This is a genomic window from Chitinophaga sp. GbtcB8 (genome assembly GCF_019091455.1).
Classification (GTDB): domain Bacteria; phylum Bacteroidota; class Bacteroidia; order Chitinophagales; family Chitinophagaceae; genus Chitinophaga.
Window position 1 is genome coordinate 482915 of record NZ_JAGXJN010000001.1, and the last position, 26703, is coordinate 509617.

General features: G+C 47.3%; 24 protein-coding genes. 15 read left to right on the forward strand and 9 right to left on the reverse strand.

The features are described from left to right. Positions 1-118: 118 nt before the first annotated feature. Together KVT36_RS01985 and tgt are read right to left on the reverse strand one after the other, a co-directional pair. Positions 119-1198, reverse strand: coding sequence for an LptF/LptG family permease (locus tag KVT36_RS01985; protein WP_217601818.1), 1080 nt, complete (start codon positions 1196-1198; stop codon positions 119-121). A gap of 171 nt (positions 1199-1369) precedes the next feature. After that, positions 1370-2500, reverse strand: coding sequence for a tRNA guanosine(34) transglycosylase Tgt (gene tgt, locus KVT36_RS01990; protein ID WP_217601819.1), 1131 nt, complete (start codon positions 2498-2500; stop codon positions 1370-1372). Positions 2501-2904: 404 nt separating this feature from the next. On the opposite strand from tgt, the gene KVT36_RS01995 reads away from it, so the two are divergent. Further along, complete coding sequence (locus KVT36_RS01995; RefSeq protein WP_217601820.1) at positions 2905-4044, forward strand: glycosyltransferase; 1140 nt, start codon at positions 2905-2907, stop codon at positions 4042-4044. A gap of 61 nt (positions 4045-4105) precedes the next feature. Beyond that, positions 4106-4753 carry a 16S rRNA (guanine(527)-N(7))-methyltransferase RsmG gene (gene rsmG / locus KVT36_RS02000; protein ID WP_217601821.1) on the forward strand — a complete coding sequence of 216 codons (648 nt, stop codon included), beginning with the start codon at positions 4106-4108 and terminating at the stop codon, positions 4751-4753. Here rsmG and KVT36_RS02005 read toward each other — a convergent pair. Further along, complete coding sequence (locus KVT36_RS02005) at positions 4719-5636, reverse strand: cation diffusion facilitator family transporter (RefSeq protein ID WP_217601822.1); 918 nt, start codon at positions 5634-5636, stop codon at positions 4719-4721. The two genes, rsmG and KVT36_RS02005, sit on opposite strands and share 35 nt — an antisense overlap. 177 nt (positions 5637-5813) lie before the next feature. Here KVT36_RS02005 and KVT36_RS02010 point away from each other — a divergent pair, with 177 nt between their 5' ends. The 5 genes from KVT36_RS02010 to KVT36_RS02030 all read left to right on the forward strand — a co-directional run bounded on the left by KVT36_RS02010 (position 5814) and on the right by KVT36_RS02030 (position 8797). Continuing rightward, positions 5814-6401 (forward strand): RNA polymerase sigma factor, encoded by a 588-nt coding sequence (locus tag KVT36_RS02010; RefSeq protein WP_254639793.1) that lies wholly within the window; start codon positions 5814-5816, stop codon positions 6399-6401. Between the two features lie 50 nt (positions 6402-6451). Further along, complete coding sequence (locus tag KVT36_RS02015) at positions 6452-6832, forward strand: periplasmic heavy metal sensor (RefSeq protein ID WP_217601823.1); 381 nt, start codon at positions 6452-6454, stop codon at positions 6830-6832. An 81-nt stretch (positions 6833-6913) separates the two neighbouring features. Then, positions 6914-7159: a hypothetical protein gene (locus KVT36_RS02020; RefSeq protein WP_238386652.1), complete on the forward strand. Its 246-nt coding sequence runs from the start codon at positions 6914-6916 to the stop codon at positions 7157-7159. 39 nt (positions 7160-7198) lie between these two features. After that, positions 7199-7759: a hypothetical protein gene (locus KVT36_RS02025; protein ID WP_217601824.1), complete on the forward strand. Its 561-nt coding sequence runs from the start codon at positions 7199-7201 to the stop codon at positions 7757-7759. A 36-nt stretch (positions 7760-7795) separates the two neighbouring features. After that, complete coding sequence (locus tag KVT36_RS02030) at positions 7796-8797, forward strand: patatin-like phospholipase family protein (protein WP_217601825.1); 1002 nt, start codon at positions 7796-7798, stop codon at positions 8795-8797. 154 nt (positions 8798-8951) lie between these two features. Here KVT36_RS02030 and KVT36_RS02035 read toward each other — a convergent pair whose 3' ends face one another. The 5 genes from KVT36_RS02035 to KVT36_RS02055 form a co-directional block, all read right to left on the reverse strand. Next, positions 8952-10817, reverse strand: a complete 1866-nt coding sequence (locus KVT36_RS02035) for a M1 family metallopeptidase (protein WP_217601826.1) — start codon at positions 10815-10817, stop codon at positions 8952-8954. Between the two features lie 43 nt (positions 10818-10860). After that, complete coding sequence (gene rsmI / locus KVT36_RS02040) at positions 10861-11526, reverse strand: 16S rRNA (cytidine(1402)-2'-O)-methyltransferase (RefSeq protein ID WP_217601827.1); 666 nt, start codon at positions 11524-11526, stop codon at positions 10861-10863. A 91-nt stretch (positions 11527-11617) separates the two neighbouring features. Continuing rightward, positions 11618-11863, reverse strand: coding sequence for a phosphoribosylformylglycinamidine synthase subunit PurS (gene purS, locus KVT36_RS02045; RefSeq protein ID WP_089917762.1), 246 nt, complete (start codon positions 11861-11863; stop codon positions 11618-11620). Positions 11864-11986: 123 nt separating this feature from the next. Beyond that, on the reverse strand, positions 11987-12763 hold the full coding sequence (locus KVT36_RS02050) for a phosphatidylcholine/phosphatidylserine synthase (protein ID WP_217601828.1): 777 nt from the start codon (positions 12761-12763) through the stop codon (positions 11987-11989). Between the two features lie 167 nt (positions 12764-12930). Then, positions 12931-14226: an aminopeptidase P N-terminal domain-containing protein gene (locus tag KVT36_RS02055; RefSeq protein ID WP_217601829.1), complete on the reverse strand. Its 1296-nt coding sequence runs from the start codon at positions 14224-14226 to the stop codon at positions 12931-12933. A gap of 287 nt (positions 14227-14513) precedes the next feature. On the opposite strand from KVT36_RS02055, the gene pckA reads away from it, so the two are divergent. From pckA to KVT36_RS02075, 4 genes are all read left to right on the forward strand, one after another. Next, on the forward strand, positions 14514-16115 hold the full coding sequence (pckA, locus tag KVT36_RS02060; protein ID WP_217601830.1) for a phosphoenolpyruvate carboxykinase (ATP): 1602 nt from the start codon (positions 14514-14516) through the stop codon (positions 16113-16115). A gap of 642 nt (positions 16116-16757) precedes the next feature. Continuing rightward, the gene (gene folD / locus KVT36_RS02065) at positions 16758-17645 is read left to right on the forward strand and encodes a bifunctional methylenetetrahydrofolate dehydrogenase/methenyltetrahydrofolate cyclohydrolase FolD (protein ID WP_217601831.1); all 888 of its coding nucleotides are present in this window, start codon (positions 16758-16760) and stop codon (positions 17643-17645) included. 23 nt (positions 17646-17668) lie between these two features. Continuing rightward, positions 17669-18313, forward strand: coding sequence for a 7-carboxy-7-deazaguanine synthase QueE (locus tag KVT36_RS02070; protein ID WP_254639794.1), 645 nt, complete (start codon positions 17669-17671; stop codon positions 18311-18313). Between the two features lie 125 nt (positions 18314-18438). Then, entirely contained in the window at positions 18439-20319 is a 1881-nt protein-coding gene (locus tag KVT36_RS02075) for an OmpA family protein (RefSeq protein ID WP_217601832.1), read from the forward strand. 148 nt (positions 20320-20467) lie between these two features. Here the strand turns inward: KVT36_RS02075 and KVT36_RS02080 are convergent, their stop codons facing one another. Beyond that, the gene (locus KVT36_RS02080) at positions 20468-21274 is read right to left on the reverse strand and encodes a 5'-nucleotidase, lipoprotein e(P4) family (protein ID WP_217601833.1); all 807 of its coding nucleotides are present in this window, start codon (positions 21272-21274) and stop codon (positions 20468-20470) included. A gap of 45 nt (positions 21275-21319) precedes the next feature. Between KVT36_RS02080 and dprA the strand changes: the two genes are divergently transcribed. The 4 genes from dprA to KVT36_RS02100 all read left to right on the forward strand — a co-directional run bounded on the left by dprA (position 21320) and on the right by KVT36_RS02100 (position 26666). Beyond that, positions 21320-22435, forward strand: coding sequence for a DNA-processing protein DprA (dprA, locus tag KVT36_RS02085; RefSeq protein ID WP_217601834.1), 1116 nt, complete (start codon positions 21320-21322; stop codon positions 22433-22435). 133 nt (positions 22436-22568) lie between these two features. Next, complete coding sequence (guaB, locus tag KVT36_RS02090; protein WP_217601835.1) at positions 22569-24041, forward strand: IMP dehydrogenase; 1473 nt, start codon at positions 22569-22571, stop codon at positions 24039-24041. 182 nt (positions 24042-24223) lie between these two features. Beyond that, on the forward strand, positions 24224-25888 hold the full coding sequence (gene lnt / locus KVT36_RS02095) for an apolipoprotein N-acyltransferase (RefSeq protein ID WP_217601836.1): 1665 nt from the start codon (positions 24224-24226) through the stop codon (positions 25886-25888). Then, entirely contained in the window at positions 25872-26666 is a 795-nt protein-coding gene (locus tag KVT36_RS02100) for an alpha/beta fold hydrolase (RefSeq protein WP_217601837.1), read from the forward strand. Before lnt ends, KVT36_RS02100 begins: the two co-directional genes overlap by 17 nt. Positions 26667-26703 lie beyond the last annotated feature (37 nt).

Genomic DNA, 26703 nt, shown 5'->3' on the forward strand with positions numbered 1-26703 from the left:
TAAGCAATGGTTAACAAGTATAAGCTATTGTATCTCAATCAATAGATTGAAATATATTAAAATGTTAAGTTTTATTAAGGAAATGTGAATTTTTTATTAGAAACCCATTAGAACTCCCTTATTTAGGCGCCCGCATGTATAACCAGATAGCCACCGCTCCAAACACAAAGTTAGGGATCCATACTGCCAGCAAGGGGTTGAGGTTGGCTTTGGTAGAGAATACGGTGGAGAACTGGAGGAAGATAATATAGGTGGCGCTGATCACAATACCCAGGGCCAGGTGCAGGCCGCTGCCCCCTCTTACCTTACGGGAGGCAATGATAGCGCCAATAAGGCTCAGGATAACCACGGCAGCTGCTGCAGCGGTACGGCGGTATTTTTCTACGTAATAAATATTGAGTCCTTCTGCGCCCCGTATCTCTTCACGGGCTATAAAACGGTCCAGCTCCGGGGTGGTCATGGCTTCCTGCAGGTTTTTGGCCTCTTCCATTTCCTTAGGGGTAAGGGTCAGCTTCAGGATAGTATCCTGTTTGCTCCACCAGGTTTCTTTGAGGCCCTTGATCCGGCGCAGGGATACATAGTCCAGGCGCCATTTCTTTTGGGTGGAATCCCAGGAGATACGGTCGGCACGGATCTTCAGCGTCATATTCAACCCTTCTACCCTTTCCAGCACAAAGTTGCTGCCACTGTGATAATTAGGATCATAAGAGCCAAAAGTAACGTACGTGAAACTATCTATACGGGTAGTTTTATCGTACATGGTATGTCCTTCATCACGGGCGTGTATATACGTATTTTCGAATTTAGTGCGTATGCGGTTGGCGTTGGGAACTGTCCACCGGTTGCCCAGCCAAAGCAGGCCGGCAAACAGGAAAGCGCCTATCCAAAAGGGGCGCAGCAGACGGCGAAAGCTTACCCCTGCGCTCAGGATGGCAATGATCTCTGAGCGGTAGGCCATTTTGGAAGTAAAAAAGATAACGGATATAAAAATGAACAAAGGAAATAACAGGGCGGCAATATGCGGGATGAAACCAAAGTAGTAATCTACTACAATGGTTTTCAGGGAAAGGTTGTTGTTCATAAAATCATCCACCTTCTCCGTAATGTCTATCACTACTGAAATCACCAGCAGGATCATCAGGGAATAAATGAATGTTCCTATGAACTTCCGCAGTATATACCAATCGATCTTTGTCATACTGATTTACGATTTTAGATTTACGATCTTAGATCTGATTGAAGCTGATCTTAGCCGTAAATCTTTAGAATAGTAACATTATAATTTTGCAATCTACGATTTAGCAGGTATGATTTTCACCTGGTCATGTTAATGAAATCTAAAATCGTACATCTAAAATCTAAAATTGCATTACAGTCTTGTTTGTAGCTGTGGTACCATAGCGGCTTTCCAGGCGGCATAGGTACCGGCCAAGATCTGCTCCCGGGCGGCTTTTACCAGCTGCAGGTAAAAGCTCAGGTTATGAATGCTGGCCAGCTGCATACCCAGTATTTCCCCGGCGGCAAACAGGTGGCGCAGGTAGGCTTTGGTATAATTGTTACTGGCAAAACAATTGGTTTGCTCATCAATCACCGAAAAATCTGTTGCCCATTTTTTATTCTTGATATTAATAACGCCCTGCCAGGTGAATAACATACCGTTACGGCCATTGCGGGTAGGCATTACACAATCAAACATCTCTATACCCAGCGCAATATTTTCCAGCAGGTTCCAGGGAGTGCCTACCCCCATGAGGTAGCGGGGTTTATGCACCGGCAATATTTCACATACCAGCCCGCACATTTCATACATCTCCGCTTCCGGCTCGCCCACGCTAAGGCCGCCAATGGCGTTACCGGCGCATTCGCGCGCGGCTATTTCCGTGGCGGAAATGGTGCGCAGCTCTTTATAGGTGCTGCCCTGCACAATGGGAAACAGCGTTTGCTCATGCCCGTAAGCCGGCTGTGTTTCTGCCAGGCGTTTAATGCAGCGGTCCAGCCAGCGGTGTGTAAGCTCCATGGATTTACGGGCGTACGCAAACTCTGACGGGTAGGGCGGGCATTCATCAAAGGCCATAATAATATCGGCGCCTATGGTGCGCTGGATATCCATTACACTTTCCGGGGTAAACAGGTGGCGGCTGCCATCTATATGCGACTGGAACACCACCCCTTCCTCCTTTATTTTCCGGTTGGCGGCCAGGGAAAAAACCTGGTAGCCGCCGCTATCCGTAAGTATGGGACGCTGCCAGCCATTAAAGTGGTGCAGCCCGCCGGCGGCGGATAATACTTCCAGGCCGGGGCGCAGGGACAGGTGATAGGTATTTCCCAGGATGATCTGCGCCTGTACATCATTCCGCAGCTGTTCCTGGGTTACTGCTTTTACACTGCCCACAGTGCCTACCGGCATAAAAATGCGCGTTTCAATACTGCCATGGGCCGTAGTAAGCATACCTGCGCGGGCCTGGCTGTTGTTATCGGTGGTAAGAAGGTCAAAATTCATAAAACAGGGCAAAGGTAGAATTAATGTGCAAATGTGCGGATATGCAGATGGTAAATGATGATGTGCTTATGTGCTAATATGCTGATGTGCTGGTTTTTGCTGAAGGGAGGGGGAGGAATAAATGTGCGGATATGCAGATGATGGGGGAATGTGCTGGTTTTGCCGGAGAGGGAGTTATTGGGTTGTGAATGTAGTCCTTGATCAATGCCTGGTTTGCGGGTAAGGTGGTGAGCTATTAGTTGCTAATGTGCGCTTATGCAGGTGGGCAATGCAGAAAAAAAGGTGTGGAAAATGACCATTAAATAGAACAAAAATATGGTAGTTGACTTATCCCGTTTCATATTTTACCTTTTTTATCCCCATCAGGTTACAGATAAACAAAAACATATATATTTGTCCTCAATATGTCGGAACATCTGGGTTTAATTGTCTTTTACATTTTTGCTACCGTGGCTGGTATTCAGGTGCTGTATTACCTGATCTTTTTTTCCCGCGTAGCCTTTTACAAGCGCCATTTTGATCTGGACGAAGCGCCTGACAACCGTTTTTCGGTGATCATTTGCGCCAAGAACGAGGAGCTGAACCTGCAAAAGAACCTGCCCACGGTGCTGCAACAGCGGTACGACATACACCACAACCCGGAATACGAAGTAATTGTGGTGAACGACAATTCCGAAGACGATACCAAATACTACCTGCGTTCCATAGAGCCTGGCTACGCCCACTACCGCCACATAGAGCTGAAACAGGCCGCCAAATTTATTCCCGGTAAAAAATATCCCTTATCCATAGGTTTAAAAGGTGCGCAGTATGAACATGTGCTGCTGACAGATGCAGACTGCCGCCCGGCCAGCGTGAACTGGCTGCACATTATGAGCCAGGGCTTCAGCGATGGTAAAGAAATTGTGCTGGGTTATGGTCCTTATGTAAAAAAACCCGGTTTCCTGAATAAAGTGATCCGTTACGAAACTTTTTTCAGCGCACTGCAATACCTTTCCTTTGCCATGGCCGGTGTGCCTTACATGGGCGTGGGCCGCAACCTGGCGTATAAGAAAGACCTGTTTTTCCGTAATAAAGGTTTTGTGAACCACCAGCACCTGGCTTCCGGCGATGATGACCTGTTTGTGAACACCGCAGCCAACAGTCAGAACGTAGCCGTGGTTATTGATAAACAAGCATTCACCTACTCAGAGCCTAAAGACAACTGGAGCCGCTGGTTCCGGCAAAAAACCAGGCATATGTCTACCGGTAAACATTACCGCTTTGGGCATAAGCTGCTGCTGGGCATGTTTTCCTTAAGCCATTTCTTCTTTTATCCTGCATTCATCGTAAGCCTGTTCTACTGGCCGCTGATGTATTATGTACTGGCCATTTTCGGCGCTAAGCTGCTCATACAATCCATTATCTTTTTCTTTGCCCTGCGCAAGCTGGATGAGGCTGACCTGTTCAAACTCTCCTGGTTCATGGATATCTTTATGTGCCTGTATTACATTATCTTCACACCCTCTTTATTTTTTAAGTCTAAGTCAAAGAACAAATGGTAGTACAAGCTGCCCAGCAAAGTAGCTGATAGCTTGTAAACAGCTACCAGCCGGCAGTTTTATCATGGACATTATCCTGCAATATTTTTCCGACTTCACGCCTTTGCAGCTGCAGCAGCTGACTGCACTGGATGCCGTGTACCGGGAATGGAATGAAAAGATCAACGTAATATCCCGTAAAGACATTGACAGCCTGTATGAAAAACATGTGCTGCATTCCCTGAGCATTGCCGCTGCCGTAGACATACCGGCCGGCACACAGGTGCTGGACCTGGGCACAGGCGGCGGTTTTCCCGGTATTCCGCTGGCAATTTTCTTCCCGGAGGTACAATTTCACCTGGTAGATTCCATTGGTAAAAAAATTAAGGTAGTGGAAGCGGTGGTGGAAGCCCTGGAGCTAAAAAATGTAACCACTGCCCATAGCCGGGCAGAAGAGATAAAGAACCGCAAATTTGATGTGGTAGTATCCCGCGCAGTAGCCCCGCTGGGCGACCTGTGGCGCTGGAGCAAGCCCCTGCTGAAAAAAGCGCAAAGCGGAAAACAGAAAACGGAGAGCGATGAAGAAGCTGCCAGCGGCCTTATATGCCTGAAGGGTGGCGACCTTTCCCAGGAAATATCCGAAAGCGGCTGCGCCCCTACCCTGCTGGATATTTACGACCTATTTCCACTGGAATATTTTATAGAGAAGTATGTGGTGCTGGTGACACGCTAGTTTCCAGCGTAATGTGCTGAATGCCCAGGTGTTCCAGCTCATGACACAGCGTTTTCTTCAGCCCGTCCACCTGCTCCATATTTAATTGTGCGGCCACCACCAGCTGGGCGGTAAGCGCATTTTCCGTGGTGCTCATGGCCCAGATATGAATATGGTAAATGTCTTTTACGCCGGGTATTTTCAGCGCTATCTTTTTTACCTCCTCCAGCTCAATTCCCTGTGGCACCCCATCTAAAGAAAGGCGCAGGCTGCTTTTAAGCAGGCCCCAGGTGCTGTAAACAATTACAATTATGATCACCAGGCTTACCACCGGATCCACCCAATACCAGCTGGTATATATTATAATGATGCCTGCCACTACCGTACCCAGGGAAACCATGGCATCTGCCAGCAGGTGCAGGTAAGCGCCTTTTACATTCAGGTCTTTTTCCTTATCCTTCATAAACAGGAGGGCCGATGCGGCATTCACCACAATGCCAATACCCGCTACAATGGCCATCATACCGCCGGGCACCGGTTCCGGGTGGGTAAAACGGCGCACTGCCTCCCACCCGATGGCGCCTACTGCCACCAGTAAAATAAGCGCATTGAACAGGGATACCAGGATGGTGCTTTTGCGGTAGCCATAGGTATACTGCTGGCTGGACCTCACTTTTGCCAGGCGAAAAGCCACCAGCGAAAGGGCCAGGCTGGCCACATCGCTCAGGTTATGGCCGGCGTCAGATATAAGGGCCAGGGAATCAGTGATAAAACCGGCTGCAAATTCTATGACCACAAAGGCCAGGTTGAGGACAATACCCCAGATAAATGCCCGGTTCAGATGGCCATTAGTTACGGGTAATGCATGCGTATGTGCGTGGGAGTGTGCATGATCGTGCGACATGACGTAAATTTAGGAAAGTTTGCTTTTGAGCTTTGGAATGAAAATGAAACACTTGTGCAAATTCCGGGCGGTTTTGTCCCTCCGGCAGCCGGATGGTCGTCATTACACCTTGAAATAGTAAACTTTTTTTTCAAACAGGTAAAATATCCCGTTAGCTGCTTCGTCATCCTAATTAAGATGAAAGAGTTGCTCCTTACAAAAACATCTATGGCCATAGAACAAAATGAACGTATACAAGAAACCGTTCAGAAGGAGCGTAAGCGTTTGCTGAATTTTATCCGGCAGCGGGTAAATAATGTGGCGGATGCGGAGGATATTTTACAGGATGTTTTTTACCAGTTCACCGAATATTTACGCTTAGGCAGCCAGATTGATTCCATTACCGGCTGGCTGTTTGCAGTAACCCGGAACAAGATCACGGACTGGTTCCGTAAAAAACGGGAAACACCCTTCTCCGACAACACGCTGGAATATGATGGGGAGGAGACCTTGTTCCTTTCTGAAATACTGCCGGATCCCTCGTCCAAAACGGATACGCCTATGCTCCGCAAAATGCTGGCAGAAACCATCATGGAAGCCATAGAAGAATTACCGGCTGAACAACGTACCGTGTTCCTGCAACATGAGGTAGAGGGAAAATCATTTAAGGAAATGGCTGCAGAAACAGGATTATCCATTAACACGCTGCTATCGCGCAAACGTTATGCAGTGCTGTATTTGCGGGAACAGCTGGCAGAGCTGTACCAGGAGTTATCAAACAATTAATCACACACAAACGCATTGATATCATGAGACGTAAACCAGGATTGGGGGTTTTGAAATTTATTTTGCTGGGTGCCTTGTTCATGACCGTAATAGGTTTTGTAACTATGACCCTGTGGAACTGTCTTATACCCGACCTTTTTCATGGACCGGTGATCACCTTCTGGCAATCACTAGGCTTATTATTACTGGGTAAGCTGCTGTTCGGCTGGCATGGCCATGGCGGCCCCGCCCCCTGGAAAGGCCGCTGGCGCGAGAAAATGCGTCAACGCATGGAATCCATGACACCGGAAGAAAGAGAACGCCTGCGGGCCCGTTGCGGACGCTTTAGCGGCGGCGGCAGGTTCTGGGATGAACGCAGGGAGTTCTGGGATGAGCGGAGGGACAGACCGGAAACTACTCCTCCCCCGCCACCGCCCCCGCCTGCGGAATAATTGCTAATGTGCTGACAGGTAATGTGCCGGGGAGAAATAATTATAAATTCAGGATGTTTTCTATCATAAAAACAAAATCCTATGCTACACGCCATTGCTAACTATAAAACAGATACTATGATAGGTATCTTCAAAACCAATATAGCAACACCAGCAGAAAGACAGCACATGATCCGGGTTATTCACGCCCACTTTGATGTAGACACCTGCTACGTGGATATTGAAGACTGCGACAAAGTGTTACGTATTACAGATATGAAGGTAGATGAATACACCATGATGGCTTTTGTACGCCAGCAGGGTTTCCTGTGCGAAATACTGGAATAAGTAGGCCGCAACCCGGAAAAATTTTGTTAACTTCTCTTCATGAAAGTTCCCCAAAAACCATTGTTATGGTTCCATAAATATGCATTCATTGCATGCATATTATCAGCAGGTTTATTATTCTCTTTTACTGCTGCTGCCCAGGAGTTTCCCAAAGGCTGGGTGTTTCCGCTGGAGTTGGGACAAGGTAGCGTAACCACCTTTCACAACTCACCGGACCTGTATTTGGGAAGCTTAACTTTTATGCCGCAGTACACGCTTATTAAAAGCCGGTTACGTATAGGCGCTGCAGCAGCCGGCGCCTATACCAACAAACGCGTGTATGGCCTGGCAGGCCCGCACCTGGCGCTGATGCTGACAGATAAACCCAAAGTATTATCCAGCACTGTACTGAATATACAATTAACGGCGGAACATTTGTGGGGCACCAAAGAGCAGCGCTTAGCCGGTGGCGGCCTCACCGCAGAAGTAGGACAATTAGCCACCTTCTCTTTAAAAGCATTACGGGATTATCATTTAGATACCTGGTGGCTGCAGGCCGCTATTGGCATAAACCTGTTCATGAAAAAACCTCCGGAAAACCCGTTTGATTCCGTTCCCTGATCTTACACTGGTGTAATACCCTTAAAATAATTAGTTATGGCAAAAACAGCTTTAGTAGTCAGTGGCGGCGGTTCCAAGGGAGCGTTTGCCGTAGGCGTGGTCAAGTACCTGGCAGAAAACCGGCCCGACATCCAGTTTGATACCCTATGCGGTACCAGTACCGGATCCCTTATTGTACCCATGGCGGCCCTGGGCGAAATTGGCGTACTGGAAACTATTTACACTACACAAACCACTGCGGATGTAGTGATAACCGGTAATATCCTGAACCGTTTTGCACGCGCCAACTCCCTGTATGACGCAGGACCGCTGGCAAGGCAAATAACTACCAACTATACGGATGAACGTTTTAAACAGCTGGCCGCTTCCAAAAAAGAAGTATTTCTTACCACGGTATGCCTGCAAACCGGGCGTATCACGTACTTCAGCAATACGGGCATGCCTATGCTGAATACCAATTACGATGTAGTGAAATTAAACGACGGGCAGGCTTTCCGGGAAGCGGTACTGGCATCCTCCTGCCAGCCGGTGTTTATGCCACCTATAGAAGTAAGTGCGGTTACGGATAAACCACGGCAGTTTGTAGACGGCGGCTTGCGGGAATATGCACCTATACAGCTGGCTATTGACAACGGCGCTACAGAAGTGTATGCAATACTGCTTACACCTGAAACAGCAGCAACCAGCAACGAACGTTTTACCAGCACCTTCAACATCCTGGAATCAACCATCAGCTGGTTCACAAATGATGTGGCGGTGAATGATGTGCAGGTACCTTTTCTGTATAACCGTGCGTTACAATACATTGATGCCGTAAAGAAAAAGATGCTGGATGCCGGCGTAAAACAAGCGGATATTGACAAATTCTTTGATGTACCGGGCGCTAATCCATTCCTGGGAAAAAAGGAGCTCACCATTCACATCATTCGCCCGGATGCACCGCTGGGCGGGGGATCGGGCGGATTAACATTTGATCCTGCAGAGATGAAAGGCATGATGGCAAAGGGCATGGAAGTAGCGGAAAGACTATTTAGCTAAGATGCCTGTTTAAAAAGAATGTAAAATGGGAATGCAGTGGTCTGTTGCATTCCCCTTTTACATTTATCTCGTTCATAAAGTCTTTTCAATAGTCTCTATGAACCTCCTTCGTCGGTTGGAAATTTTACATTTATGATTTTACATTCTTTGGTGTTTACCGCACCTTTGCTGCATTATTGCTCCGGTCAATATCCGCCATTCTCTCTGAAGGATCAATTTCCAGCAGCTCAATATTTTTCATGGGCATATCCAATGTTACTTCATAGGTAGGATTTGTCCATGCCCACCATTCATGTGTAACGCGGGGCGTAACATCTTCCTGCGGTTTTTCACCAAACATCAGTGACAAAGGAATGTAGTGTAATTGTTTTTTGCCATCGCGGGTGGTCACTTCCAGGTCTATGGGCATAGGCAGATCCCCTACCCGGCGCAGGCGCACTACTGCCTTGCCATTGTACTCATACACACTGTCAATACCATAATCAATATGTTTGGTGGTATTTACAAACAGCATGCGGTACCAGTCCAGCTGCAGGCCACTTACCTTTTCCATTACACGGATAAAATCATTTGCATTCGGATGTTTGAAACGCCAGTCCCAGTAATAACGTAACAGGCCTTTATCGCGGTTCTGCGCACCGATAATATATCCCAGCTGCTCCAGGAACACGGCGCCTTTTGCATAAGCAGTAATGCTGTAAGCAGCATTGGTATTATAAAAATCTGAGTGGGTGCTCATCGGTTCTTCCAGCCCGCTCCTTACCAGGCTAAAGTAACCGTTATAAGAGCTGGTATGCGGGCTTGGCGTTTTTGTGGAATCCAATGTGTGATACACGACGTTATCTTCTGCAAAAGAGGTGAAACCTTCATCCATCCAGGGGTACAGGCTTTCATTAGTGCCCAGCATCATCTGGTACCAGGTATGCATCCATTCATGCATGGCTAAACCATAGAGGCCATTCAGCTTCCCGTTACCTAAAATGAGCGTGCCCATAGGGTATTCCATACCACCATCACCCCCTTGTATAAACGAATATTGTTTGTAGGGATAAGGGCCGTAATGCGCCTTGATCCATGCATAGGCAGCAGGTATCATTTTGGCAAATGCGGGCCAGGTTTCGCGCGTGGTATCATTTTCCAGGTAAAAGAAATGCGCAGTAAAACCATCCACCTGTTGGGTGATGTGCTTATACGCGGTATCAGCGGCCCACATAAAGTCATGCACATTGGGCGCTATAAAATGCCAGGTAAGCGTATTGCCTGCCGGGCGGGTTACCTTTACGCCAGGTGTTTCATAACCATAACCGATCTGGTTGGGGTTCTGCAAATAACCGGTGCCACCCAGCACATATCTTTTATCAATGGTGATCTTCACATCATAATCGCCCCATACACCATAGAACTCGCGGGCTACATAAAAAGTGGGATGCCATCCTTCATAATCGTACTCGCACATTTTAGGATACCATTGCGACATGGAATAATCCACTCCCTCTGCATTATTGCGGCCGCTGCGGCGGATCTGTACCGGTACCTGACCTTCAAAATCCATGTCAAATACGGCTTTGCTGTGCGGCAGAATGGGTTTATCCAGCATTACTTCCAGGATGGTTTCCACCTGTTTGGTTTGCTGGGCGCGGCCATCGCGTTTTAAAGACAATACTTTCTGATAGCCGATCTCGTTTGGTTTTAGGTGCTCAATACGGTCGCGCACACGGGCATCCCAGTCCTGCTTGCCATTGGGGAGAATGGTCTTACCCAGCTCACGGCTGCGTACATCCATCATGCTGTTAGGCTGAAACGCGTTCCAGTACAGATGATAGAACACTTTATACAAGGTGTCCGGAGAGTTGTTGGTATATTCTAATTTCTGTTTGCCGGTAAAACGGTTGGTCTGCACATCCATCTTCACATCCATTGTATACTTTACCCGCTGCTGCCAGCGGCTGGGCTGTGCCTGTAATGTAGCTGTTGCGGATAGTAATAACAACAGGGCTGCTCCTGCGAAAGTTTGCTTCATTCCTATGTAAAATTTAAACTGCTAATTTAGGTGTATTTCGTTTTTATGCGCCCCCAACTATCACTACTATCTCCCCTTTAACCCCTTTTTCTTTGTAATAATCCACTACTTCCTGCAAAGTACCGCGGGTATGCTCTTCAAACATTTTGGTAAGCTCGCGGCATACACAGCAGTAGCGGGTGGCGCCAAAATATTCAATCAGTTCTTCCAGCGTTTTCACCAGCCGCTGGGGGGATTCATAAAAAACAATGGTACGTTCATCCTGCGCCAGTTGTGTAAGCAGGGTATGGCGTCCTTTTTTTGGAGGAAGAAAACCTTCAAACGTGAAGCGGTTCATGGGAATGCCGCTGTTCACCAGCGCGGGTACAAAGGCGGTAGCACCGGGCAGGCACTCTACCGGCACACCGGCGCGGATGCATTCGCGCACCAGTAAAAACCCAGGATCCGATACACCGGGGGTGCCTGCATCTGTAAGCAGGGCCATGGTTTTACCGGCCTGCAATTGCTGCAGCAGGTGCTGTAATACTTTATGTTCGTTATGCTGATGGTAAGGGGTTACCGGCTTTTGAATGTTATAGTGCCGGAGCAGCACACCGGAGGTACGGGTATCTTCTGCCAGTATCAGTTCTACTTCTTCCAGCACTTTAACGGCACGGTAAGTAATATCGGCCAGGTTACCTATGGGAGAAGGAATGAGGTAGAGCTTCATTAATTGCGAATTACGAATTACGAATTACGAATGGGATCAGTGCGAGTTATATAATTCGTAATTGATCATTCGTAATTCGTAATTATAATTATTACTGGATATTTACTTCGTAAGATTCCATTACCTGGTTGGCCAGCAGTTTCTGGCAGGCATTTTCTGCCAGCTTCTGAGCTTCTTCTTTGGAAGCGGCATCTATTTGGAGGGTAATGTGTTTGCCGATCCTTACATCAGCTACCTGGCCAATACCCAGGTTCTTTAAACCGCCCATCACGGCTTTACCCTGGGGGTCCAGCAATTCTTTCAGAGGCATCACATTAATGTGCGCAGTAAAGGTCATTGTGCTAAAAATTTTGAGTGCAAACCTAAATAATTAATAGTTAATAATGAATAATTAATAATCGGGGAGGCTGTTACTGCGTGAAACACAGGCAGTTCGGAGCGCCCTGTTAATTATTCATTCTTAATTATTAATTGCAGTGGCTTTGCCAGGAGGTGCTATGAGGGAAATGATGACATAACAGACAAACAGGAAAGGTACCACGGCGTATTTGAGCACGGGGGTACCGATCAGTAAAAGTACTACCAGGAGCAGCCTGGGCCAGTTCTGCGCCAGCCGGAAATTTTTGAACTTCATGCTGAGCATGGGTATTTCTGCTACCATCAGATAACACAGCAGCACTATGATCACATATAATACCCAGATATTTTGCAGCCAGTGCGCCAGGTTAAAGGGATTATACAGCATAATAAGCGGAAAGGAGGCCACCAGCAAGCCTACCGCGGGGGTGGGCACACCAATGAAAAAATCGGTTTGCCGGGTATCCAGGTTAAACTTGGCCAGCCGGTAAGCGGCAAAACAGGGCACCAGCAAGGCCGGGGCCAGGTTCAGGTACGACACGTCAAACACATCCGGCATTTGCATATAGGCGCTGCGCAACAGGCGGAAGATGATCATGCCGGGCACCACGCCAAAGCTTACCACATCGGCGAGGGAATCCAGCTCCTTACCCATGGGGGATTGTATGCATAACCAGCGGGCTACAAAACCATCAAAAAAGTCCATTATACCAGCCAGCACCACCAGGGCAGAGGCCCAATAGATGGGTTCCGGATTGGTAACTGTGTATTCAGTACCGTTAAACTCCGCTATGTACTGCGGTGCATGTAATATGAATATAATGGCGATGGCGCCACAGAAAAGATTGCCTAGAGTGAGTACGTTTGAAAGTTGCTTCATGGTAAACAGACGACGGACCACAGCCGACAGACCACAGCAGTGGCCAACGATGGTAAAACATTTTTGAATGTAAAACCGGTACTGTGGTGATTTTAGTACATAGATAATAAATTATTTCAAACTATTACGTAATGATTGGATTTTCTTTACCAGTTCATTTAGGTCTTCTATTTCCGCTTCATCAATGCCTCAATTTCATCGGCCGTAATAGGTATATTCTTCATCAGGTCCACATTACCACTGGCAGTAAGCCATATGTTATTCTCTATGCGGATGCCTAACTGTTCTTCTTCTATATAAATACCGGGCTCCACGGTCAGTACAGCGCCTTCCGGTACCGGCTGCAGGAAAGAAGGGGCCAGGTCATGCACATCTACTCCCAGGTGATGGGAAATGCCATGGTATAAGTATTTCCGGTAGGCGGGGCTCTCCGGGTCCTGGTTCTTAATATTATTTTCTGTGAGCAGGCCTAACTGTACAAACTGCTTACCAGCTTCCACTCCTACCATTTCATGGTATTTTGCAATGGTAATACCCGGTTTCAGGATGGATTTGGCGTAGTTATGCAGGTGCAGGCAGGCATCATACACCTGGCGCTGCCGGGGTGTAAATTTGCCGCTTACCGGTACGGTACGGGTAAGGTCTGCATTATAACCGCCATATGCGGCGCCAAAATCCATTAAGATCAGCTCCCCTTCCTTACACTCCTGGTTGTTAGCAATATAATGGAGGGTGCGGGCACGGTCGCCGCTGGCGATGATGGAGCTATATGCCTCGCCGGTAGCGCGGTTGCGCAGGAACTCATGCAGGATCTCCGCATGAATTTCATGTTCCCATACGCCGGGTTGTATGAACTGCAATAAACGGCGGAAGGTTTTCTCCGTGATGTCCATGGCCTGCTGCATCACCTTTATTTCTTCCGGTGTTTTGGAGGCCCGCAGCTCCTTGATGAGCTTAGCGGCCCGCAGGTAATTGTGCAGCGGGTAGCGGCTTCTCATATCTGCGGCGTAGCGGTAATCCCGTACGGGCACCAGGCTGGCTTTGCGGTTATTTTCATTACTGTTCAGGTAAATATTATCGGCTTCATGTATCCATTGCTGCAGCAGGGCATCCAGCGTATCCAGCCAAACAATGGTGGAGATACCGGAAATGGCCGTGGCTTCTTCTTTGCGCAAACGGTGGCCATCCCATTTTTCTTTTAGCTCATTAGGCCGTACCAGCACCAGCACTTCGCGGTATTTGGGATCCGGGTTATTAGGGTACAGGATCACCATGGTATCTTCCTGTTCTATGCCGGTTAGCCAGTACAGGTCGGAGTTTTGTTTGAAAGTATATAAGGCATCGCCATTGGAGGGCAGTTCATCGTTAGAATTAAAGATGGCGATTGACTGCGGTTGCATTTTTGCCATAAAGCGCTGACGGTTCTTTGTAAAAAGCTGTGGGTCCAGTGGCAGGTACTTCATACAATACAATTTAAGGGGTCAAAGCTACGGGAAAATGTTATACGGTCCATGGCCGGTGGTCCGCGGTCCATAGCCCAGTGCGCTTTAGCATGTATTACAGGATATGGCATCGGCCATGGCCCATGGGCTTAAAATTTAATTACTTTGAAATCGAATCCATTTGAAAATATTCAACGCAAACCACGATTACGCTGCACTATTTCTAAATTTACCCTATTAACCACCCGTTAAATTAGATGATATCAAAAATTCCCTAGATTTGCCATATCACCAAAACAATCTTACCTATGCAAGTGAGCAGTGTAAGGAATCCCGTGGCAGAACTGCGGGAGATAGGTATTAATACAGCTAACATACATTACCAGCTTCCTCCTGCCGTGCTGGTTACCCAAACCCTGAGCAGGGAACAGGGTGTACTGGCCAATGACGGCGCCCTGGCAGTACATACCGGCGAATTCACCGGCAGATCCCCCAAAGATAAATTCATTGTAAAAGACGAGCTAACTGCCAACACCGTTAACTGGAACGATTTTAATCAGCCCATTGCCCCAGCTTATTTTGATGCATTATATAATAGGGTCACCCAATACTTTGCCGGTAAAGAGGTATGGGTGCGGGATTGTTATGCCTGCGCCCATGCTGACTACCGGACCAACATCCGCGTAATTACGGAAACGCCCTGGGCAAACCTGTTTGCCTATAACATGTTCCTGCGCCCGCATGAAGAGGCGCTGGATTTTGAAACTGCCGACTGGACTATAATACAGGCGCCCGGCTGCCTGGCAGATCCTGCTACAGACGGCACCCGGCAGGGTAACTTCTCTGTGGTGAACTTTTCTAAAAAGATCATTTTAATTGGCGGCTCTGCCTACACCGGCGAGATCAAGAAAGGCATTTTTAGCATCCTGAACTATGAGCTGCCACTTTATAAAGGCGTATTGAGCATGCACTGCTCTGCCAACCAGGGGAAAAATGGCGATACTGCCATTTTCTTTGGACTGAGCGGTACCGGCAAAACAACCTTAAGCGCCAACCCGGAGCGTAAGCTGATAGGTGATGATGAGCACGGGTGGGATGCAGAAAGTGTATTTAATTTTGAAGGCGGCTGTTATGCCAAGTGTATAGACCTGAGCGAAGAAAAAGAGCCGCAGATCTTCCACGCCATCCGCGAAGGCGCTCTGCTGGAGAACATCCGGTTCTATGCCGGAACCCAACAGGTGAACTTTTCAGATAAAACCATTACAGAAAACACCCGGGTCTCCTACCCGCTGCATTATATTGACAATGCCATGGAGCCATCCATTGGTGGTATCCCTAAAAACATTTTCTTCCTTACCTGCGATGCTTATGGCGTACTGCCGCCTGTTTCCCGCTTAACGCCGGAGCAGGCCATGTACCAGTTCATTTCCGGTTATACTGCCCGCGTGGCTGGTACGGAAACAGGTATCACAGAACCTAAATCCACCTTCAGCGCCTGTTTTGGTGCGCCTTTCCTGCCCCTGCACCCTGCACAGTATGCACAGATACTGGGAGAAAAAATGCGCCGTAACAAAGTGAATGTATGGCTGATCAATACCGGCTGGACCGGCGGGCCTTATGGCACCGGCCAGCGGATCAAGCTAAGCTATACCCGCGCTATGGTTGCTGCTGCTTTAAATGGGGAGCTGGACAAATTAGCTTACATGGAGCACAGCGTATTTGGATTTGCCGTGCCGGAAATTTGCCCGGGCGTACCAACTGATATGCTGGACCCGCGTAATACCTGGGAAGATAAGGCTGCCTATGACCTGAAGGCAAAAGAGCTGGCTAACCAGTTTGTGCAGAATTTCAGCAAATACGCCACTCAAACACCTGCTGAAATATTGGCGGCTGCACCGAAGGTTGGATAGCGGAAAAAATATTTTACATAAAATTTAACTTTTACGAAAATATACCTATATTGAGGTCCCTTGTGCTTTTATAATTTCCACTAAAAAAACAGCAAGTTCCGACATAGCGCGATGAGCGCATCTACGCAAAACAAGTTCTCCCGATCTTATTCATTGTCAGTATGAAAGCTGGAGTACTTGTTTTGCGGAACTTGCGGCGAATTCCCCTCTTCCGCCCGCTCCCATTAATAAATAGCAGCCCTTTTGCTGAAGCTCCGTTTGCAATTGGATTTACCTCTCATTCAATTAATAATCAAATCAGTAGTTAATAGTAGCCTTTGGGCTGAAGACCTCTTTGCAGTTGGATACCCCTCATTCAATTAATAATCAAATCAGTAATTAATAGCAGCCTTTTTGCTGAAGACGCTTCATACTTATAATTAAGTATGAATAATTAATAACCTGCCTTTTGCTGAAGACTGCATCTGCTTAATTAAGGATGAAGTAATTAGCTCACCTGGCTGAAACCATTTGTATTGCCCCGGCTCCTCTTTAATAATTAAGCATGAATTAAGAAACCTTTTCCTGAAGGCCATCCCCAGCGGACTCCCCCTTAATTATTCATTATTCATTCTTAATTATGAATAATGCGTACCTTTGCGCATGCAAATTTTAGACGGTAAACTGGTTTCTGCGGCTATTAAAGCCCAATTGGCCGAAAAAGTGGCCGAAATAAAACTCACCGGCAAAAAAGTACCCCACTTAGCCGCCATCCTGGTTGGCAATGATCCGGCAAGCGAAACGTATGTAGCTTCTAAAGTAAAATCCTGTGCAGAAATAGGATACAACAGCACTTTGCTGCGTTTTGATGCACAGATCTCAGAAAAGCACCTGCTGGATAATATTACCTCGCTGAACGAAAATGCAGATATAGACGGCATACTGGTACAGCTGCCTTTGCCTAAACATATTAATGAAGAGCTGGTGATCAACACCATTGATCCCAGTAAGGATGTGGATGGTTTTCACCCGGTAAATGTGGGTAAAATGGTAAGCGGCCTGCCTACTTTTATTCCTGCTACACCTTACGGCATAATGCTGATGCTGGAACACTATAACATTGCTACCAAAGGCAAACATGCTGTAGTAATAGGCCGCAGCCACATTGTAGGCACGCCTATGAGCATATTGCTGAGCCGCAACAGCTACCCAGGTAACTGTACGGTTACACTCTGCCACTCCAACACCGCCAACCTGACCGAAATTTGCCTGCAGGCTGATATTATCATTGCTGCCATTGGCCGCCCTAACTTTGTAACAGCTAATATGGTAAAAGAAGGCGCTGTAATTGTCGATGTAGGTATTAACCGTATAGCTGACGCCACCAAGAAAAGCGGTTTCCGCCTGATAGGGGATGTGAAGTTTGACGAAGTAGCGCCTAAATGCAGCTACATTACCCCGGTGCCCGGGGGGGTAGGGCCTATGACCATTGCAGCTTTGCTGAAGAACACCTATCACGCATCGCTGGGACAAAAAGTGCATATGAATTAGTAAAAGTGAGAACTTTGCAGGAGATGATAAAGACGATGCCCATAGCAACCATAAATAATAATACACCCACCACTGCCCTACCGGTAATGGAAAGCTTTTATACCATTCAGGGTGAAGGCTACCATCAGGGAAGGGCCGCGTATTTTATACGCCTGGGTGGCTGTGATGTGGGCTGCCATTGGTGCGATGTGAAGGACAGCTGGGATGCTGCCAAACATCCCGTTATTAATATTCCTGATATTGTAAATGAAGCTGCACAGCACCCCGGCCGTATTGCAGTAATCACCGGTGGGGAGCCCTTAATGCATAATCTGGATATACTTTGTAAAACGCTGCATAAACAAGGCTTCCGTACCCATATGGAAACCTCCGGCTCCTCTCCTTTAAGCGGGCAGTGGGACTGGATCACCTTATCCCCCAAAAAGTTTAAAGCGCCCCTGCCGGAAGTATGCAGGCAGGCCCATGAGCTGAAAGTAGTGATCTTTAATAAAACAGATTTTGCCTGGGCAGAGAAATATGCCGCACAGGTTAATAAACACTGTAAGCTATACCTGCAGCCGGAGTGGTCTAAAGCCGCTGAAATAACCCCGCTGATCATTGACTACATCAAAGACAACCCGCAGTGGGAGCTTTCCCTGCAAATACATAAATACATTAATGTACCCTAAGCCGGTGTGCAGATGAATGCATATCTAATGTGCTGATTTATATTATAACGCCCGTTGTATAGCGTTAGGAAATAATATGTATATATTCGCGTTAATCCATTAGCATATTAGCACATCAGCATATTATGAAATTACTATTCACCGGCTGTATCCTCTTCTTTTGCCTGCACCTGCAGGCACAGGTTGTTACTTATGAAACGGCTAAGAAAAAGGCCCAGGCCAGTTTTGACAATGCCATTAACGCTATCCGCAACTACCAGGATGAAGAAGCCATCCGCTTTTTACAGGAAGCCCTGCGTATAGAACCCAATTTTGCCGATGTATACGGGCAAATGGGGATCAGTTATGTGCAGCTGAAAAAATATACAGAGGCCATCACCAGTTTTGAGAAGCTGAAACAGCTGGATAGTACTGCCCTACGCCCTGCCATGCTGGCCTATTCCCGCGCACTGGCCGGTAACGGGCGCTTTGCAGATGCGTTGCAGATCATTGATCAATACCTGGCCGGTAGTAAGAATAAAAATCCAAATGCGGTGAAGCTGAAAGCCAACTATGAGTTTGCCATTCAATCGGCTAATAAACAAGTGCCTTTTGAGCCGCATAACCTGGGTGATCAAATTAACAGCAAAGACCCTGAGTATTTTCCCAGCCTTACCATTGATGATAAAACGCTGATCTTTACGCGCAGGGTAAATGGAAAAAATGAAGATTTCTTTATTTCACAACGCGACAGCACCCAGTGGAAACCTGCTACCAATATGGGCGAGCCGGTGAACAGCGCGTTTAATGAAGGGGCACAGCAAATATCCCAGGATGGGCAAATGCTGGTATTTACCGGTTGTGAATTTCCTGATGGCAAAGGCAGCTGCGACCTGTATTATTCGCTTAAAACCAAAGATGGCTGGCAATCCCCTCAAAACCTGGGCTTGCCGGTTAATACCCGCGACTGGGAATCGCAACCCTCTTTATCTGCAGATAAACAAACCCTGTACTTTGTGCGGGAAACACCCAATGCCGGTGCAGATATTTTCATGACCAAACACCTGCCCAACGGGCGCTGGAGCGCACCGGAAAGGCTAGGCCCCAATATTAATACACCCGGGCGGGAAACCACTCCTTTTATACATGCGGATAACCAAACGTTATTCTTTTCATCCAACGGGCATCCCGGTTATGGCGGTATGGATATTTTTTACTGCCGCCGCCAGGCAGATGGCAGCTGGGGCCCCGCCACCAACCTGGGTTACCCCATTAACACTATTGATGAAGATGCCAGCCTGGTAGTAGCCGCAGATGGTAAAACCGCTTACTTTGCCTCTGACCGCACGGATAGCCGTGGTGCGCTGGATATTTATAGCTTTGAGCTGTACCCCGAAGCCCGCCCCCTGCCTACATTGTACGTAAAGGGTTATGTATATGATTCAACCACACATCAGCGTCTTACCGCCGACCTAGAGCTTACGGATCTTGCAACCGGTTTTACTACTGCATTGGTAAAAAGTAATGACAGCGGTGAATACCTGGTGCCGCTGCCGGTAGGTAAAGCATATGCCTTTAACGTAAACAAAAAGGGCTATTTATTTTACTCTGATAACTTTACGCTGCCGGCACAGTCCAGCACACCGCCGGAGAAGAATATACCCTTACAACCCATTACAGCCAATGCTACCATTGTACTGCATAATATTTTCTTTGAAAGCAAACAGTTCACGCTGCAACCTGCTTCTGAAATTGAGCTGGATAGATTAGTGAAGCTGATGCAGGATAATCCCGGCCTGGTAACAGAGATCAGCGGGCATACGGATAATGTAGGGGCAGATAAAGATAACCTGCTGTTATCTACCAACCGTGCAAAAGCAGTGGTTACTTACCTTACGCAAAAAGGTATTGCCCCGGAACGCTTACGGGCTAAGGGTTACGGAGAAACGCAGCCGGTGGCGGATAATAGTACGGAAGATGGCAGAGCGAAGAACAGGAGAACGGAGTTTAAAGTTATTTCACTTTAGAATTACGAATTATCAATTACGAATTGAATGCAGCGGATGATTAGTGGAAGGAATCGGAGTAATGTGATTTCACTATAGAATTACGATCATAAAAAAAGTCCTGCGTCTTAGATGCAGGACTTTTTTTATTGCAGTACTTAATTCGTAATTAATAGTCTCTGAGCTGTTTTTTCAATATGGAGTCTTGTTGCGATTGCGGGAGCTGATATTGAAAGTTAATGAGTGTGCCTAGCCAATCGCCATACATAGGGTTGGGTAATACAATGAAACGGCTGCCAAATGATGCAGCTGCACTTTCTGTATTCAATTCCCTTTGCGCATAAGATTGTTTTTCAAACAAGGCGGCAAAATCGCCGAGATTATCTCCCAGTAACATTATGATATTGTGCGTTTGCGCCACCTGCAAACGGCGTGTTTCTTTGGAGGATGATGATGCTCTTAATAAGAGGTGCTGATCATTTGCATCAGGAAAATTCCAGCGCTGCAGGTTTTGCAAAGTGGCTGCACGCTCATTTTCTGCGCGGTTGGTGATGTAAAATATTTGTACGCCTTTAGCGGCTGCATATTTGAGAAATGACAGAGCGCCCGGTACCGTATCACAAGCCGCTTTAGCCGTCCACTCCTGCCAGGTTTTATCACTATAAGCCTGCCCCTGTAAAGCGGTATGCACGGTGTAGGGGCTGTTATCCAAAACGGTTTCATCAATATCTGTTACAATGGCAAAAGGCTTATCCGTGCTTTGCTGTACATACTCATTCAAACGCAGGGTGGCCGTATTGTAAGCCTGGAAACATAATGCTTTATATTCAGATGAACGTTGTTGCCATAAAGCAGCCCATGCTGCACCATATGGTAATAGCGCCGTACGCGGGCTTGGCGCCATTGCAGGCTGCGGCGTTTTACAGGCTAGTGTAAGTACGATTATGAATGTGATAAAAATTGTTTTTTTGTGCATTGGGCCGGGGGAAAATGTGTAAATTAGGGTAAAGATAGTGATCCAATGTTTGAACCTTCAGAATTATTCCACCAGATAGCCCTCACACAAATTCCCCAGATAGGCGACGTGCTCGCAAAAAAATTAATTGATCATTTTGGTAGCGCCAGCGCCATTTTTAAAGCCGGCAAACAGGCACTGGAAAGAATACCTGAAATAGGCAGCATACGGGCTGCTGCTATTAAAGCGTTTGCAGGTTTTGCACGCGTAGAGGAAGAGATACGTTTTATTGAAAAGTATAAGATCCAGCCTGTTTTTTATACTGATGAGGCTTACCCGAAAAGGTTGCAGGATTGTTATGATGCGCCATTGCTGTTGTATTTTAAAGGGGATGCCAACCTCAATGCATCGCGCATTATTAACATTATTGGTACCCGCACACCCAGCGAATATGGTAAAGCCATGTGCGAAGCCATTGTAGCGGCATTGGCGCCGCACCAAATTACTGTTGTAAGCGGTATGGCTTACGGTATAGATGTTATTGCACATAAAACAGCCCTGCAGCATAATATGCCTACCATTGGCGTGCTGGCGCATGGCCTGGATCGTATTTATCCCTATGCGCATAAAAATATTGCAGCCGCCATGCTGGAAAACGGTGGTCTTTTAACAGACTTCATGAGCCAAACCAAGCCTGATAAACAAAACTTTCCCATGCGCAACCGTATTGTAGCCGGTATTTGCGATGCTACCCTGGTAATAGAAACCGGCCTGCGGGGCGGCTCCTTAATTACCGCACAAATAGCCAGCAGCTATAACCGTGATGTGCTTACCATACCCGGCAGAATTAACGACCCCCACTCTGCCGGCTGCCACCAGCTTATTAAAACACATACCGCGCATCTGATCACCGATGCTGCTGATATACTGGATATTATGGGATGGGAGCAGCAAACGCCTAAAACCATACCTGCCGTGCAGCAACGCGCTATGTTTGTATCCCTTAGCCACGAAGAAGAACGCGTGGTAGCCGTTTTCCAGGATAAAACAGAACAGCATTATGATGATATTTGCCGGGCCAGCCAAATACCTGGCAGCCAGCTGAATAATGTGCTCATGAAGCTGGAAATGCACTGCATGGTTAAAAGCATGCCCGGGCAGGTGTACCAGTTTGTAGGATAAGCTCCTTTTCATCCAGATTAATTCTTTGTTATATAGACACGCTCTATGCCGTTATAGAAAACGCGTTTTTCTAATTCGGTAAATACTCGTACATTTGCGTGCAATTATTTCCAAACCAACAAATAATTGCAACATGCCTGCGGGAAAAGCCAAACCCAAATTTGTAGATGACGGCCTTACATTTGACGATGTACTCCTTGTGCCTGCCTATTCTGAAGTTTTACCGAAAGAAGTAAATATCTCCACCCAACTTACCCGGGAATTAAAGCTGAACATTCCAATGGTGTCTGCCGCCATGGATACGGTTACAGAAGCTAACCTGGCTATTGCTTTGGCAAGAGAAGGCGGTATAGGCATCCTGCACAAGAATATGAGCATTGAAAAACAGGCTGAACTGGTGCGCCGTGTGAAACGTAGTGAGAACGGGCTGATACTGGACCCGATCACCCTGGAGGCCAGCGCTACCATTGGACAGGCATTACAGCTCATGAAAGAGAACAGCATTGGCGGTATTCCCATTGTTGATAATAATAAGATCTTAGTAGGCATACTTACCAACCGTGATCTGCGCTTTGAAAAAGACATGAAACGCCTGGTAAGTGAAGTGATGACCAAAGACGGGCTGATAACCGCCCCTGAAGGCACAGACTTCAAGAAAGCAGAAAAGATCCTGCAACAAAATAAAATTGAAAAGCTGCCGGTTGTCAGCAAAAATAAAAAGCTGGTAGGCCTGGTCACTTACCGCGATATACTGCAACTCACCAGCCATCCCAACGCGATTAAAGATGCATATGGCCGCCTGCTGGTAGGCGCTGCCCTGGGCATTACGCCGGATATCCTGGAAAGGGCACAGGCGCTGATCCAGGTAGGTGTGGATGTAGTTTGCCTGGACAGTTCCCATGGCCACTCCATAGCTGTATTAAACAGCCTGAAGAAGCTGAAAAAAGCTTTTCCAAAACTACAGGTAATTGCCGGTAACGTAGCTACCGGCGATGGCGCCAAAGCCCTGGCAGATGCAGGTGCTGATGCCGTGAAAGTAGGCGTAGGCCCCGGTTCTATCTGTACCACCCGTGTAGTAACCGGCGCTGGTTTTCCACAGCTATCTGCTATCATGAATGCTGCAGAAGCGCTCAAAAAAACCGGTGTACCTGTGATTGCTGATGGCGGTATCCGTTATACCGGCGATATGGTGAAAGCCCTGGCAGCAGGTGCATCCTGCATTATGGCTGGTTCCATTTTTGCAGGTGTGGAAGAAAGCCCCGGAGAAACTATTATTTACGAAGGCCGTAAGTTTAAATCTTACCGCGGTATGGGATCTGTAGAGGCTATGCTGGAAGGCAGTAAAGACCGCTATTTCCAGGATGAGGATGATATTAAGAAACTGGTGCCGGAAGGCATTGTAGGCCGGGTACCATATAAAGGTACTTTGGCAGAAGTGATCATGCAGTTTGTTGGCGGCTTACGCGCAGGTATGGGCCTTACCGGTTCCAGAGACGTAAAAACTTTACAGGCTGCACAGTTTATAAAGATCACCGCTGCTACCGTAAAAGAAAACCACCCGCATGATGTGGTGATCACTAAAGAAGCGCCGAACTACAGCAGATAGTTAACGCAGCATTGGCAACAGTTGGTAAAATAAGTATACGTGTAATGTTCATACTATAAATTCAAAGAGCCGGGCGCTAACCCGGCTCTTTTGTTTAAATATACCGGCTGTAGTTTTTGTTTGTCGGTAGCCGAACGCTCTCCATCGATTTTTCATGTCCTGTTAACATCAATACCTTATTTTTGAAAACTATTGCACAATATATGGCTAACCGTAGTTTCAATAGATGGCTTCCCTGGTTACTGGGCCTTACAAGCGGCCTGCTGCTGTGGGCGGCCTGGCCCAGCTCTCCCTTAACCCTGCTTATATTCCTGGCTTTCATACCATTATTACATTTAACTACGCTGGTACAAAACCGCGGTACTTATTTTGGCTGCGTATACCTGGCCATGGTAATATGGAATGTAGGTACTACCTGGTGGGTAGGTAATACAACCGTGCCTATGAGTGGTGTGGCGGCCAATGTGATCAACGCATTGATAATGACGGTGCCCTGGGTGGGTTTTAAGAACATCCGCAAACGGTTTGGCGCTACCATGAGCTACCTGGCGCTTATCGTATATTGGTTAACGTTTGAATACATACACCTGAACTGGGAGTTCAGCTGGCCCTGGCTAACCGTAGGTAATATATTTGCCATGCATCCCGGCTGGATCCAGTGGTATGAATACACCGGCACCAGCGGCGGCACCTTGTGGGTACTGATCGTTAATATTACTATATACACGTGCTGGCAAAAACGCAAGCAATACAGCTTACCTGTGGCTACCTTTCTCTGGAAAGAAGGCTGGAAACCTGCAGCCGCCTTTATTATACCGTTTATATTAAGCATCATAACCGGTGTTAGCTATTGGACGCACAAACCATTTAAAGGCGGGCCCAGGCCGCTTTCTGTGGTGGTAGTGCAGCCTAACATTGACCCGTATGATAAGTTTGCTGACGGTGCGGAATCACAACAGCTTGAAAAATTTATGCGCCTTACCCGGCAAATGGCCGACAGCAATACTGCATATATTGTATGGCCTGAAACTGCTTTATTTCCGCGGGGCGCCTGGGAGCATGAACTGAATGCACAACCTGCCGTGCAGGCTGTGCGCAGTATGTTAAAGCAATATCCCAACGCAAAACTGATCACCGGCGCCACAACGCTTAAACATTACGAAAATAAAGACGAAGCACCCCACTCCGCCCGGCCTATGGATGGCGGCATGTACTTCGATGCCTTTAATACAGCATTACAGATAGATACATCTAATCTTATACAGATATATCACAAATCCAGGCTGGTACCGGGTGTGGAGCTGATCCCCTACTCCCGCTACCTGAAGTTTCTGGACAACTTTGCACTGGATATGGGCGGCATTACCGGCAGCTATGGCCGCAGTCCCGGAGTTGCAGTACTGGAAAATAACACTCAACACATTAAAGCATTTCCCACTATATGTTATGAATCTATTTACGGTGAGTTTGTGGCAGAACATGTACGCCTGGGCGCCAGCCTGTTATTTATTATAACAAATGACGGTTGGTGGGGAAACACGGAAGGGCACCGCCAGCATTTGCAATATGCACGCCTGCGCGCTATTGAAACAAGACGCTGGATTGCGCGCAGCGCCAACACCGGCATTTCCTGCTTTATTACGCCAGCCGGGGATCTGGAGCTACCGCAGCCCTACTGGCAGGAAGCAGTTATTAAAGCCAATGTAACACCGGACCCCACTTTTACGTTCTATGTAAGGTATGGTGATCTCATCTCAAAAGGAGCGCTGATATTTTGTATCTTGTTATTGATATACTCCATCGTTCTACGGTTCACTAACAGGAAAGCATATGTGGAAAGAACTTAACCATGCAAAATTCAGCGGAGCTTACCAGGTAACAGGCAAAGGCACACCGGTAATGCTGCTCCACGGATTCCCCGAAAACAGTGAAGTATGGGCGCAGCAGCAAAGCAACCTGCAGGCAAATTACTGCGTAATAACACCGGACCTGCCGGGCAGCGGCCGCTCTCCGCTTACCCAACCACTGAGCATGGAGAGCATGGCGGATTTCGTACATGCTATAGTGTTAGCAGAAGGCATTGACAAGTTAACAGTTATAGGACATTCCATGGGTGGTTATGTGGCGCTGGCATTTGCAGAAAAATATCCGCAGCACCTGCAGGGTTTGGGATTATTCCACTCCACTGCAGCCGCAGATACGGAAGAGAAAAAAGAAGCCCGCCGCAAATCCATTAAGCTCATGGAACAATATGGCAGCGAAGCCTTTGTACGGCAGGCAGTGCCCGGCATGTTCAGTCCACATACAAAAAGTACGCAGCCTGCCCTGGTAGAAGCGTTGATACAAATGGGCATGTTATGCAAAGTGGAAGCGCTGATAGCTTACTATGAAGCCATGATACAACGGCCGGACCGTAAAACAGTATTGCAGCAAATACAAGTGCCCGTGCTGTTCATTATGGGAAAAGATGATACTGCCGTGCCTATGGATAGTGTGCTGCCCCAGGTAACCTTACCGCCTAAGAGCAGCATCCATATTTTTGAGCATACCGGGCATATGGGTATGTGGGAAGTGGCGCAGGAAAGCACGCTGGTACTGCAACAGTTTATTGAGTTTTGTAAATAACAACCGTAACATTCAACCGAACAAATACATTCAACCC

Excerpts from the sequence above, each read along its gene's own strand:
- KVT36_RS02035 (WP_217601826.1), bottom strand. The coding sequence starts at position 10,817 with ATGAAGCAAACTTTCGCAGGAGCAGCCCTGTTGTTATTACTATCCGCA.
- KVT36_RS02020 (WP_238386652.1), top strand. The coding sequence starts at position 6,914 with ATGCTACACGCCATTGCTAACTATAAAACAGATACTATGATAGGTATC.
- rsmI (WP_217601827.1), bottom strand. The coding sequence starts at position 11,526 with ATGAAGCTCTACCTCATTCCTTCTCCCATAGGTAACCTGGCCGATATT.
- KVT36_RS02050 (WP_217601828.1), bottom strand. The coding sequence starts at position 12,763 with ATGAAGCAACTTTCAAACGTACTCACTCTAGGCAATCTTTTCTGTGGC.
- purS (WP_089917762.1), bottom strand. The coding sequence starts at position 11,863 with ATGACCTTTACTGCGCACATTAATGTGATGCCTCTGAAAGAATTGCTG.
- KVT36_RS02080 (WP_217601833.1), bottom strand. The coding sequence starts at position 21,274 with ATGCACAAAAAAACAATTTTTATCACATTCATAATCGTACTTACACTA.
- pckA (WP_217601830.1), top strand. The coding sequence starts at position 14,514 with ATGCAAGTGAGCAGTGTAAGGAATCCCGTGGCAGAACTGCGGGAGATA.
- KVT36_RS02075 (WP_217601832.1), top strand. The coding sequence starts at position 18,439 with ATGAAATTACTATTCACCGGCTGTATCCTCTTCTTTTGCCTGCACCTG.
- tgt (WP_217601819.1), bottom strand. The coding sequence starts at position 2,500 with ATGAATTTTGACCTTCTTACCACCGATAACAACAGCCAGGCCCGCGCA.
- rsmG (WP_217601821.1), top strand. The coding sequence starts at position 4,106 with ATGGACATTATCCTGCAATATTTTTCCGACTTCACGCCTTTGCAGCTG.
- guaB (WP_217601835.1), top strand. The coding sequence starts at position 22,569 with ATGCCTGCGGGAAAAGCCAAACCCAAATTTGTAGATGACGGCCTTACA.
- KVT36_RS02025 (WP_217601824.1), top strand. The coding sequence starts at position 7,199 with ATGAAAGTTCCCCAAAAACCATTGTTATGGTTCCATAAATATGCATTC.
- KVT36_RS02030 (WP_217601825.1), top strand. The coding sequence starts at position 7,796 with ATGGCAAAAACAGCTTTAGTAGTCAGTGGCGGCGGTTCCAAGGGAGCG.
- KVT36_RS02100 (WP_217601837.1), top strand. The coding sequence starts at position 25,872 with ATGTGGAAAGAACTTAACCATGCAAAATTCAGCGGAGCTTACCAGGTA.
- folD (WP_217601831.1), top strand. The coding sequence starts at position 16,758 with ATGCAAATTTTAGACGGTAAACTGGTTTCTGCGGCTATTAAAGCCCAA.
- KVT36_RS02055 (WP_217601829.1), bottom strand. The coding sequence starts at position 14,226 with ATGAAGTACCTGCCACTGGACCCACAGCTTTTTACAAAGAACCGTCAG.
- KVT36_RS02005 (WP_217601822.1), bottom strand. The coding sequence starts at position 5,636 with ATGTCGCACGATCATGCACACTCCCACGCACATACGCATGCATTACCC.
- KVT36_RS02010 (WP_254639793.1), top strand. The coding sequence starts at position 5,814 with ATGAAAGAGTTGCTCCTTACAAAAACATCTATGGCCATAGAACAAAAT.
- dprA (WP_217601834.1), top strand. The coding sequence starts at position 21,320 with ATGTTTGAACCTTCAGAATTATTCCACCAGATAGCCCTCACACAAATT.
- KVT36_RS02070 (WP_254639794.1), top strand. The coding sequence starts at position 17,669 with ATGATAAAGACGATGCCCATAGCAACCATAAATAATAATACACCCACC.
- KVT36_RS01995 (WP_217601820.1), top strand. The coding sequence starts at position 2,905 with ATGTCGGAACATCTGGGTTTAATTGTCTTTTACATTTTTGCTACCGTG.
- KVT36_RS01985 (WP_217601818.1), bottom strand. The coding sequence starts at position 1,198 with ATGACAAAGATCGATTGGTATATACTGCGGAAGTTCATAGGAACATTC.